This is a genomic window from Pseudarthrobacter sp. J47 (assembly GCF_049810315.1).
In the GTDB taxonomy this organism is placed as follows: domain Bacteria; phylum Actinomycetota; class Actinomycetes; order Actinomycetales; family Micrococcaceae; genus Arthrobacter.
On sequence record NZ_CP187358.1, the window covers coordinates 1825512 to 1837369 of the forward strand.

An 11858-nucleotide genomic window follows, 5' to 3' on the forward strand; every position below is an offset into this window, starting at 1 on the left:
TACAGCCTCCCCGCCATCGGGGCCCGAAAGGAACACCCGTGACGACGCATCCTCAAAGTCCGGGTGCGGGACCGGCCGGGAAATTCCGGGTAAGGCGTCCATGGTGGAGCTGTGCCGGCGCGCCCGTCACACTCACCTGCATCGCCGTGTTCCTGGGAGCGGGGGTCCTTCTGACCGCTACGGGCGGGTCTTCCCGGTACCAGCTGGCCGCAACTGCACATTCCTTTCCGGAGTACTGGTGGGTACTGCTGAGCTCAGCCTTCTGGGCCCGCAACCTTGCGGGCTACCTGCTCGGAACACTGCTGCTCCTGGTCGCGGGCGTAGTGCTGGAGCGACGGATGGGCAGTGCCCGGTTCGCCGCGGCTGCCCTCACCGGCCAGCTGCTGGGCCTCACGGCCGCGGCAGGATTCGTTGCAGGCGCCGGGGGGCTGATAGGGGACTGGGCCAGGGAGATGAGCGGGCACCTGTTCATGGGACCCAGCGCCATGATCTGCGCCGCGGCCATGGCCGGGACCGCTTCCATGGAAACGCTGTGGCGGCGGCGGATCCGGCTGGTGGTCCTGGCGCTGCTGTTGCTCCTTGCCCTGTATAACGGGGGCTTCGCTGATCTGGTCCGGCTGGGCGCTGCCGCAACTGGGCTCTTTCTGGGGCCGGTGCTGGCCGGCCGGCGTCCGCGGGCCGGCCGGCCCGTCAGCTCCCGCCATGAAGGCCGGGTGCTGGTCGCCCTGCTCGTCGCCGTCGCAGCCATTGGCCCCGTGGTGGCCGGTCTGGCCCCGCACGCTGTGGGGCCGCTGTCGGTGTTGCGTTTCCTGTTCACCAACATCCAGCCCATCGATCCGCAAACGCTGCAAAGCCTGTGCTCGGACCCCGCGCAGGCCAGGGACTGCGCCTCCGCGCAGCTGCAAATACGTGCCGGGGCCGGGGGAACGTTCATGGCCGTCCTCCCCTCATTCCTCCTCCTGCTGCTCGCTGACGGCCTTCGCCGCGGCCGGCGCTTCGCCTGGGCCGCGGCGCTGCTCGTCCAGGCCGGCCTGTCAGTGCTGGCTGCGGTCACGATCGCCGGGGTCCTGCAGCCGGCAGCCCCTGCCACTGCCGCCGGCGAAGGCATCGGGGCGATGGACGCAGCCGTTTACGGGCACCCGCTCACCCTGGTGCTGCCGCTGCTGCTGCCGATCCTTCTCTCGATCGTCCTGCTCAGCGTCCGCGGGCTGTTTCCTGTCCAGGCCCCCGCAGGAACCTACCTGCGCCTGGGCGGCACCGTCGCGGCGACGGCCGGTGTCCTTGGCCTCATCTATGTCGGGGCCGGGCTGGCGCTGGCCCAAGACTTTACCCCGGTCCCGGGGATGGCCGAACTCCTGGCCGATGTTCCGGACAGGTTTTTACCGCTCGGCTACATGCTGGACCTTGCTCCCGCCTTCGTCCCCCAGGACACTGTGGCCGTGGCCCTGTACGAGGGCGTCGGCATTCTCTTCTGGGCCGCAACAGGGGCCCTGATCCTCGCCTCGTTCCTCCGCCCTGCCCACAGCCGGCGCAGCGACGATGAAGACAGGGCCCGGAGCATCCTCAAGAGCTGCGAAAGCAGCTCCCTTTCCTGGATGACCACCTGGCCCGGGAACACCTACTGGTTCTCCACCACCGGCCAAAGCTTCATCGCCTACCGGGTGATCGGTGGTATTGCCCTCGCCCTCGGCCCGCCGGCCGGACCAAGATCCGCGCAGCAAAGCTCCTTTGATGAGTTCGCCCGGTACTGCGCCGCGAACGGATGGACCCCATGTTTCTACTCCGTCCCCCGGGACCTGAGCGATTACGCCGACTCGACCGGGTGGGGCACCGTGCAGGTCGCCCAGGAAACCGTCCTGGATCTGGAGGCGCTGGCGTTCAAGGGCAAAAAGTTCCAGGACATCCGCACAGCGATGAACAATACCGTTAAGGCAGGTGTCCACGCCGAATGGATAAGATACCCGAGCGCGCCGCTGTCAATCCAAGCCCAGATCCAGGTAATTTCCGAAGAATGGGTTGCAGACAAGAAGATACCGGAAATGGGCTTCACCCTCGGCGGCATCGATGAACTCAACGACCCCGAAGTGCGCTGCCTGCTCGCCATCGACGGTGAGCGCACAGTCCACGCCGTCGCATCATGGTTGCCTGTGTACCGGGACGGCCACGTCGTGGGGTGGACGCTGGACTTCATCCGCCGCCGCAGCACCGCCATCCGCTCCAGCGTCGAATTTCTCATCGCCTCAGCCGCCTTAGCCCTTAAGGATGAAGGTTGTGAATTCATCAGCCTCTCCGGGGCCCCCCTTGCCCGCCTGCCCCACCAGACAACGACTACCGATCCGCCACTGGCCGCGGGCGTTATCGACCGGCTCCTTGACCGCCTGGGCGCCCTCCTGGAACCCGTCTACGGCTTCAGGTCACTGCTGAACTTCAAAGCCAAATTTCAGCCCCGCTACGCACCCCTCTACCTGCTCTACCCGGACGCCGCCGCACTGCCGGCCATCGGCAACGCCATCGCCCGCGCTTACCTGCCACATGTCCGAATCGAGCAGGGATTGTCCCTGGCCCGGACCCTGCTCACCCCCGCCCTGACCCGCGCCCGACAAAAGCTCACCCGCAAAGCGGCCCACAACAAGGACTGACCTCCCGCCCGTCCACCCGGAGCCGTGCAGCAAACGATGCTCAGGGAACAGGCATGGGGTCCCGCCCGCCGCACCGCTTTTATCCTGAGCTCTCTCAGGAGATCCTCAGGAGCACCCGCATAGCCTTGCCGGATGGACATCTCCGCGCACCTGCTCGCCAGTGTCGGGCCGGGGCGGGCCGGGACCGGGATCCTCCCTGACTGGGCTGACCCCATCCTGCTCCTGCACCAACCCGGCCTCGCCCCCTGGTTGCTGCTCATCATCGGAGGCCTCGTCTTCACCGAATCCGGGCTGCTCGTTGGCTTCTTCCTCCCCGGAGACTCCCTCCTGTTCACCGCCGGCCTGCTGGTGGCTACGGGAACACTGAAGGTCCACATCCTGGCCCTCGGAGCTCTGATTTTCATCTGCGCGTTCGCCGGCGACCAGACAGGCTACTTGATCGGAAGGAAAGCCGGGCCTGCCATCTTCAGGAAACCGGACGCGAAGCTTTTCAAGCAGGAACACCTCATGCAGGCCCGGAGCTTCTTCAACAAATATGGGGGACGGGCAGTAATACTGGCCCGCTTCGTCCCTGTCATCCGCACCTTCACCCCGGTCATCGCCGGAGCCGCAAACATGCGCTATCGGACATTCATGACCTACAACGCCATCGGCGCGCTCCTCTGGGGCATCGGGATGACTCTGCTCGGGTACTGGCTCGGGCAGTTCAACTGGATCGGGAAAAACATCGACCTGATTTTCATCGCAGTAGTCCTCGCCTCCGTCCTGCCCATAACCATCGAGCTCATCAAAGCCCGCCGCCGGCTGAACCGGGCAACCCGGGCACAGGCACCCGATCACCACCCGTCCTGACCTTCCCGAGGGGTGCTCTGCCGTGTCCGGGACGAAGCCACAGCCACGCAGGCGCTAAGTTTGCTTACCATCTGGACCGGCCGCAACAGAAGGAGAACCCTAATGATAAAGGGCACCGAAGAACCCGCTTCCGCGGGAGGAATCCAAGGGGAAGTCAATCACGACCGCTTCGTAGGAGCCCAGGACCTCACACGCTGGAACGGCCGCACCGGCCACACACTGGCCGCCGCGGTCCAAAGGGTCAGCAGGGCACTGGGCCCCCACTCGGCCCTGATACTGACCCTGCTGGCCGGAGCAGCAATCGCGATCACTCTGACAGTAATCTTCGCCGAGGTCTATGAATCAGTAGTTGAAGCCGACGGAGTCGCGGGACTTGACCATCCGGTACTCGACACTGCCAAGTCCCTCCGTTCACCCGCCCTGGACACCGCCGTCACCGCATACACCAACATCGGCGGCACTGTCGGGATGCCAATCCTGGCCTTGACAGCCACCATCGTCCTTGCCCTGCGCCGCAAGTCCTGGACCCCCGTGATCCTCATCATCATTGCCGCTGCAGGATCGTTGCTGATGACAATCGCCGGCAAACAACTGATCGGCAGGACCCGGCCCGCACTCAGCGACGCAGTTCCCCCCTACGAGCACTCCGCGTCCTTTCCCAGCGGCCATTCCCTCAACGCAATCGTCATCGCCGGGATCATCACCTACCTGGTCATCCTCCGCCTGAAGACATCCCGGTCCCGCGTAACAGCAATCCTCCTGGCGGCAGTCTTCGCCGCAACAATGGGCCTAAGCAGGGTCTACCTTGGCCACCACTGGCTCACTGACGTCATCGCAGCCTGGGCACTCGGCGCAGCATGGCTGGCACTGGTCATCACCGCCCACCGCCTCTACCTGACAGCCCGGGTCAGAAACCACTCCAACCCCTGACGCAGTCCCCAGCGGCACCGGGGGTCCGGCGCACGGCACCGGCACACAGGGCAGAGATCCCAGGGGACCGGGTATTCGTAAGGTCAAGTGAGCTGCTTTCCCGGAACTCGGACTCAGTTCGACTTTCGGGGAGCTGTTTTTATGCGTGCACGTGGTTTGTTGTCTGAAAGCAGGGCGAGGCGGCTGTAGCGTGTTCATGCACCGGCGGCCGAATACAGGGACAGCCAGGCCGGCAAAAGCCGGCAGCCTCAACCCAGAACGCATTTCCCTATCCTCGGGCCGGCCGGCGCCCTCAGGGTGTGCCGGAATCACAGCGGGGACAGACCCGGCCCGGCACACCGGGAATGTTCTCCAGCACTACCCCGTGGTATGTGGGATCAACGGTTTTTCTACGCTGGAGGACGAAGGAATCCGTGAATTTGTAGCCCTCGGCTGGAACGAACCGCGCGGTGATCTGCTCTTCGGAAACTCTGACGTCCAGGGTGCCGAGCGCGGGATCCTGATTCCTACCTGACCAGGTTGAAAAATAACCGGCCTCCGGATCGTCGTTTTTCACATCATAGAGCCCAACACCACCAACCCCGACGGTGACAAACACCGTTCCTCCGCCCTGCACCATGCTGTCGTCCGTGTCGCTTAGGCAGGGTGCGGAAAATTCGCCCGGAACGAGCTCAGGGCAACTGTCTCCCAGCTCCACCTGATGTGAACGCTGGTAGGCATGCTCGTGGGCAGACAAAACCAAGTCGACCTTCTTATCGATCAGCATATTCGTGAAGTCCTTTCCGGATTCGCACCTTTTCTTGCCCATGCTGAAGCAGGGAGCATGCATTCCTACCACCGTCCACGGGATCCCTTGGGAGCGGGCCTGGTCGATTGCTTCCTCCGTCCAGCGCCAGCGTTCGCTTCCCCGCGCATAATCGAGCGGCCTCCCGTCCTTGAACTCAATACCGGGAGAAACCATGATGAACCGGACCACCGGGTGCTCCTCCGGGACGTCCACACGCCACTGCTGGCCGTACTCGCCCTCCACACCTGGCAGCCTGTTGGGAAGGCAACGGGCAAAGTTGTCGATATCCCCTTGCTCCCCGTTGCTCTCGTGGTTCCCGGTAATCAGCTGATACGGGAAATCGGCGCCAAGTTTGCCGGTAACCATGTCGCAGAATTCCCCTTCGCGGCCGGCCTTATAGCTGAAATCCCCAAGGGCAAGATTAAGTTGCGGATTCAGGCCCGCAATGACCTCCAGCACCTTTCCAGCCTCCGCCCCAAGGCCGATGTCACCCTGGGCGGTAAACTGTACTGATTCAGCGGACGGCGGGGGCTCGGATGGACCCGGGACACAGGCGGCCACCACCATGGTCAGAGTCAGCAGACCGGCACTCAAACCGGCCCTCACCACTGTGCTCAACGATCCCACGATGATTCCACGCTCCATCCGGCTCGGCTTCTGTACGCAACAGTAACTTGACCCTCCGGGGAGTACCAGATCCATTTGTGCAGCTCCACACGCTGTACCTGCCTCCACCGGCCGGTGCCGGGCAGGGTGTGCGGGTATGGCCCGGACGCCCACTTCGGGCAACGGGCGTTGACGTCCCCCTACAGCAGCGCCGCGACTCTCACTACCGCTCAGCTGCCTCGCAGCCGACGATAGGCGCCCGGTCGCCCAAGGACGATCGCCCCGCAGAAATTCGCCGGAGCCGGCGAAACGCCACAAACGATGGCACAAAAACAGCCCCGAGTTCAATCCGTCCATAGCTGGGGTCAGTTCGGGTTCTCCACGGCTAGGATTGGGACCCCTCGGAGTAGCTCCCCGGCAGCGGTAGCGGTGGATCACCGTATGAGAATTGCCCCCGCTGTGGGCGGTGGCAGCACACTTCTTCACCGAGGTACGGAAAACCCATTTCCGACTGTTTCTGCAGTCCAAGCGGCGGCGTTTGTCAGGGACAGGGTGTGCTGCAACCGGACGCAGTCGTAGAAGGTGGCGCGTAGTGTTAGTCGTTGCGAAATTAATGATGAGTGTCGATGCCGAGACAGCGAGTTGCGATTGTCAATGGCCATTACGTTCTGCCCATGGGCGGCCAGTTGATGTGCCCGCTGGTGGCCAGTAAAACTGCCCGGTTATGGCCAACAGATCTGCCCACTGATTCGTTTCGGCGGGGTCGGCCATCGTTGGGTTGGTCAGTTCAAGCGGGTCACTCCTTTTCCGGCGAGGGCCTGGGTAAGACGGACGGAATCGCCGCTGGTCTGGCAGACGTGGGCGTGGTGCAGCAGTCGGTCAACGGTGGCGGTGGCGAGGGTTTTGGGCATGAGCTCATCGAACCCGGCGGGGTGGAGGTTGGAGCTGATCGCGACGGAGCGTTTTTCGTAGGCTGCGTCCACGACCCGGTAGAGGCCTTCGGCGGCGTCCGTGGCCACGGGCAACAGACCAATATCATCGATGACCACGAGCTCGGCGCGCAGGATCCGGGCAACGGCCCGGGTGACGCTGTCATCGGTTCGGTGGGCGCGGATGAGGACGCCGAGGTCCTCGAGCCTGAACCAAGCGACCCGCATTCCGGCTTCGACGGCCTGCTGGCCGAGGGCTTCGAGGAAGAACGTCTTCCCCGTCCCCGAGGGCCCGCAGACGACCAAGTTTTCCCTGCGGGTGATCCATTCCAGGGTCCGCAGTGCCTGCTGGGTCGGGCCCGGGATGGAGGACGCTGCAGGGTCCCACGCCTCGAAGGTCTTCCCGGTCGGGAACCCGGCTGCTTTGCGGCGGGAAGCGAGCATGGACCGGGCCCGGCCGGCGGCTTCCTCCGTGAAGAGGGCCTTGATGACCTCGGCCGGTTCCCACCGCTGGGCGCGGGCGGTCGCGATCAGGTCCGGGGCCAGCGCCCGGGCGTGGGGCATTTTCAGGGACCGCATCAGGGCCTCCAGGTCCGCCGGTAGCGGCGGAGCCACGGTATTGGTCGTGGTGACGGGGCTCATCGGGCCTCCTCCGGCGTGGTGATGGTTGCGGGGTTGCCGATCGCGGCCCACGCCCCTGTTCCTTGGGTGAGGGAGGTGGCTTCGTTGGCGGCGTGGGTGGTAGTGCGGCGGATGTTGGCGTTCAAGATCGAGGCGAGGTCCGGGTGCGCGAACCGGCCGTGCAGGGCGGCGTCGCCCAGGGCCCGGTCGACCTGATCAGTGCCGGCGATTTTGGCCAGCGTAACGGCTTCGGCCATTTTCACGTTCATCCTTGCGGTCCCGGCCGCGGCGGCCTCGACGAGCCAGGTTCTGGCGCCTTCGCCGATGGCCAGGAACGCGGCCTCGTCCGCGCTGCGGGCCCTCACCTCGTAGTCGCCGGGGAGCTTCGCCCGGGTTCCGGGGAAGTGTTCGTCGTTGATGGCGGGGCTGCCGGGCCGTGCCCGTTCGTGGCGGGCGACTTCGACGGGCCCGGTCGTGCCGTGGTGGACGATGATGACCTGCTCGCCGGGCCCGGTGCCGTGGGTGCGGACGAACACCCGGGCTCCGAGCAGGTGGGCCGGGACGGAGTACTGGGCGTTTTCGAAGGTGACCATTGGGGTGTTCTCCGGAACGCCGCGGGCCAGGCCGAACGCGACCGTGTGGGCGGTGTCCGGGATCCGGTGCAGCCGCGGGGCTTCCTCGGCGAGCATGGCCGCGGGTTTCCGCCGCGTCGTCCGGTGCTCACGGTGATTGACCTCGTCCATGAACGCCGTGCAGGCGGCCTCGAGCTCGGCGAAGGTGCGGTAGTCATCGCGGAGGTTGGTGTCTTTGGGCACGAGGTCGGCCTTGGCGAGTTTCACGGACGCTTCGACTCCGCCTTTGGTGGCCGGGTCCGCCGGTTGGCAGGTCAGCACGGTCACCCGTAGTGCCGGGCGAAGTCCAGGGTCTGCTGGTTGCGCACCGGGACCCCGGCGACGTGGGCGGTGGTGACGGTCTTCTCGTTGTCCGTGAGGACATAGGTCGGCGCCCCTCCGAGGATCCGGAAGCACCGGTCCAGGGCCGCGAACACGCTCGGCGCGGTCCTGTCCCTGAGCGGGATCACGATGCGGAAGCGTGAGAACGCCAGCCAGGCCACGAAAAGGATGGTCTTCACCCCGCCGATCCGGGGCCCGTCGCCGAAGTCGTACTGCAACCACATCCCCGGTTCTGTGATCCACGGCCGGTGGACGCGGGTGTGGCCCAGCCGCCACGCGGCTTTGACCTGCGCGATCGCCCGGCGGGTAGACCGTTCCGAACCGGTGTAGCCCAGAGCGAGGAGCTTTTCGTGGGCCTTGTCGGCCCGGATCCGGCCCTTGGAGGCTTCGATCCATTCCTCGATCTTGGGCAGGAACGCGTCGGTGACCCGGCCGCGGGCCGCGGGCCGCGGGTTCCCCGATCGGCCGGCCCGCGTCACGGGCGGTGACGTGTTTAGCAACGGTGTGGTGCGAGCAGCCCGTGAGCTCCGCGGTGGCGCGCAACGATCCGGTCAGATCGTAGGCAGCAAGAATTTCCATGATTTCTCCGTCAGACTTCATACAGGGCCTCTTCCTGGTTCGCTTTTGGTGCGCTTAGACACCGTCATCAAACCGCAGGGAGAGGCCCCCACCGCTTAAAGACGCGGCAGGAACAAGTAAGGAAGTGGGCAGATCTCATGGCCACCGGCGGGCAGTTCTGCTGGCCGCCAGCGGGCACTTTCGTGGCCGCCTATGGGCAGTTTTTCATGGCCGCTAACATGCGATACCTGGGTGCAAGAATCGGCGGGTCCGGGGGGTTCACCTGGAGTCTTCGCCCCGTCGGTGAGTCGCCGTATCCCCAGAGTCAGGAGACGACCGGCCAATGCCCTCTGGGAGAGGAAGGCGGGGGGAACGTGTTCGGCCTCGAGGACCGCCGGGAGGAGCGGCCCGCTGCCCCCTCTTAAAGGAATTGGGTACCCCCTTTCTAGTGACAGCAAAAGTTGGAGAGGGATACCGTTGCTCTAGGGAGGCACCAATTTTTCGCGCGGAAGCGTGACGCAAAGCCGGGTCGGCGGCGGAGTGGACCAATCCAAGAGACGGTCCATACCCCCCAGTCGCCGTCGGCCCCTCAAACATTTCCCTGCTAACGAGGCAAACGTCGCGGCATGCTTCGAGGGCGCCTCAAAGATCTGATGGTTCTAGACGAGGCCGGGCTGGCTGGCGAGGATGTAGTCCACCGCTGCAGGGCCCGTCATCGTGAGCCCAGGCCAAACGTGGTGGCCGTCACCGCGGTAATTCCTGCTGTGGCCGAGCTCCTTGATGGCAGCCCAGAAGGCCTGATCGGAGCCGGGCTGCGCTCCGTGCAGGGTGCACCAGCTCAGGTACACCCCGTACATTTCGTCGTCGCGAAGACCGGAGTCCTTGTCAGGATCCTTGACGATGCACTCTGACAAAAATTTGGGGTAATTCCCGACACTCATAGCTGGAGTCCTTCTGCTGGGAAAAGCTCGACCTAGTGCAGGTGCAACTGTGCGGCCGGGCGGTATCAGTGACAGTTCTGATTCGAAGCCGACAACGCGACCGATGGGAGCCAAATTCAAGGACAACACTGAGCGAGATTTCCGCGATGGTGTGGCGGTCGCCCGGGACTATGCGGGTGACACGCCCTCATAGCCCCGCCTTCCGGACATCCTCCGTGAACCGGACGCTGGCTGAACGGTTTTGAGTTAACGGAGTCTCTAGGGAAAGGCCGTGAGTGATGGGCAGAGAAACAGCCCTTTCCGAAGCCCCCTGCCTGTTAAAGGGCCGATATTGGAGATTCTGCCGACATGATGATCCCCCGCGGGCAACTGCCGGCTCTACGCTATGTCTTTCTTTCAGCCATGTCCCGCAGGATGGCTTTTAGGTCCACAGCCACGCCAAAGATCTCTGGTTTTATTTCTACGTAACTGGCGAAGCGGGCAAGCAACCCTGCACCGCGCTCCACACCGTCAAGGACGTTTTTGCGCTGTTCCTTCTCGGCGACCTCATGGAGATATGCGATTACATCGTCCCCTCTGGCAGTCCTCATTGCTAGCTCCGTAAGCAAGGGGCGGACAGCAGTCGGGTCATCTTGGAAATCAGAAACCCAGATGATGCCATAGGGATGCTGGCCAGGATCGAAATCCTCCCAATCCTGATCGAAAATCAGGATGATGGGTTCCTGGTCCATCATGAACCTCTCGGTGATTTGGCCCGGCCACTGCTTGTCCATCACTTGTTTAATTACGGCGTCCGTTGAACGTTCAAATGCTCTTACAAATACGCCGTGTGCATGCATGGCCTGTCCGAAAGCGTCCGCTTGACGGTGCAACTCTTCCTTGACTCCGTGGGCGAAGTCATTCCATTCGACAAGGAGAAAGACATAACGCCCGCCTACAGGACCCACGTTCAGGAGTGAAGACACCCGGTAGCTCATGAGTGGAAGGTTATGACCTAAGGGATGCGGTGGTCCATACGTATTTTCGCCGCAGCTATCGAAACGCTCGACATGAATGGACGTGGTGGAAAACCGGGACCCGACGCTTCCGAGGGAATGGGCAAGCTTCGGGCCGCAACTGATCCCGCTTCATCACGTGCTGTTCGGGATCAGCGTGATCCTGATAACTATCCACGTCGGCGGCGCATCGTGCCGCTGGTGGCTACGCAGCCACGCAACGCCAAGCGGGCGCTCGGTCTTCAGGCAGCAAAGCCCAAATGTGGACAACGGCAGATTTCACCAGGCGTCATCAAAACATCCCTGGCTGCGGACATCCTCGTGACCTAAGCCCCTGTACCTGGCCCTGATGGTGTGTCATGCTTCGGCGCATGGGGTACTTCCTGGAATACACCAGCGGGCAGGCTGCTGGCCGGTTCCATATCCAGTGCGTCAGCCTTGGCGAAGCCCTTACCAGGGCTAGGGATGCCTTGCGGGGCTTGAGGTGTACCTCGGCTGTCTTGAGACATTCCCCCGGCTCAAGTCCGGCCTTCGGTGAGGGTTTCGTTCTCGCGGCCTACACGCCAGCTGAAGGCTGGCAGATCCACGACGCCGGGCGGGATGCGTCGCTGAAACGGTGACGGGCAGGACATGTTGCTTCGCGCCGGATAAGGGGTAGCACCCGTAGGTGCCCGGGGTGCGATGAGAAGGCTGAGCGCGGCGCGCACCGCAGGCCCGCCAGTACGGGCAGCGCCGCCAGCGACGGGAGGACGGGAGGAACTGGCAAACGTCTACCGGTCGCTGTTGGCCTGCCCGTCAGCTGGTTACCGTGTCTCCGTGCCGGTGCGCGACCTTCCATGCACCGCTTTCGCGCCGATATATTAGGGTGGCCCTGAGCACGTAGCTTCGATGTTCGCCATTGACTGAGGTTGAGGTATGTTCCACTGCGGCCATGTCTGTCAACGGCAACTTAGAAATGACCGGTGGCGGCAGGTTGGTTTGCCCGCTGGTGGCAGGTGAGTGACCGGTCGCGGCAAGTATTTTTGGACAGGGTCAGGTGCCCCGGGC

7 protein-coding genes and 1 pseudogene are annotated in these 11858 nt (G+C 63.9%); 3 read left to right on the plus strand and 5 right to left on the minus strand.

Annotated elements, in window-relative coordinates; all coding sequences use genetic code 11:
* The first annotated feature begins 38 nt into the window (after positions 1-38).
* From ACPJW8_RS08280 to ACPJW8_RS08290, 3 genes are all read left to right on the plus strand, one after another.
* On the plus strand, positions 39-2639 hold the full coding sequence (locus ACPJW8_RS08280; RefSeq protein ID WP_306971580.1) for a bifunctional lysylphosphatidylglycerol flippase/synthetase MprF: 2601 nt from the start codon (positions 39-41) through the stop codon (positions 2637-2639).
* 132 nt (positions 2640-2771) lie between these two features.
* Positions 2772-3491, plus strand: coding sequence for a DedA family protein (locus ACPJW8_RS08285; protein ID WP_306971578.1), 720 nt, complete (start codon positions 2772-2774; stop codon positions 3489-3491).
* A 102-nt stretch (positions 3492-3593) separates the two neighbouring features.
* Positions 3594-4421, plus strand: coding sequence for a phosphatase PAP2 family protein (locus ACPJW8_RS08290; RefSeq protein WP_306971576.1), 828 nt, complete (start codon positions 3594-3596; stop codon positions 4419-4421).
* 292 nt (positions 4422-4713) lie between these two features.
* Here the strand turns inward: ACPJW8_RS08290 and ACPJW8_RS08295 are convergent, their stop codons facing one another.
* The 5 genes and pseudogenes from ACPJW8_RS08295 to ACPJW8_RS08315 all read right to left on the minus strand — a co-directional run bounded on the left by ACPJW8_RS08295 (position 4714) and on the right by ACPJW8_RS08315 (position 10793).
* On the minus strand, positions 4714-5667 hold the full coding sequence (locus ACPJW8_RS08295) for a metallophosphoesterase (RefSeq protein ID WP_330189295.1): 954 nt from the start codon (positions 5665-5667) through the stop codon (positions 4714-4716).
* 929 nt (positions 5668-6596) lie between these two features.
* Positions 6597-7385, minus strand: a complete 789-nt coding sequence (istB, locus tag ACPJW8_RS08300; protein WP_237428195.1) for an IS21-like element helper ATPase IstB — start codon at positions 7383-7385, stop codon at positions 6597-6599.
* Positions 7382-8917, minus strand: a pseudogene (gene istA / locus ACPJW8_RS08305) (IS21 family transposase). The gene istB and the pseudogene istA overlap by 4 nt, the downstream one beginning before the upstream one ends.
* Before the next feature lie 617 nt (positions 8918-9534).
* On the minus strand, positions 9535-9816 hold the full coding sequence (locus ACPJW8_RS08310; protein ID WP_306971571.1) for a hypothetical protein: 282 nt from the start codon (positions 9814-9816) through the stop codon (positions 9535-9537).
* A 383-nt stretch (positions 9817-10199) separates the two neighbouring features.
* Positions 10200-10793, minus strand: a complete 594-nt coding sequence (locus ACPJW8_RS08315) for a hypothetical protein (protein WP_330188711.1) — start codon at positions 10791-10793, stop codon at positions 10200-10202.
* Between the last annotated feature and the right edge of the window lie 1065 nt (positions 10794-11858).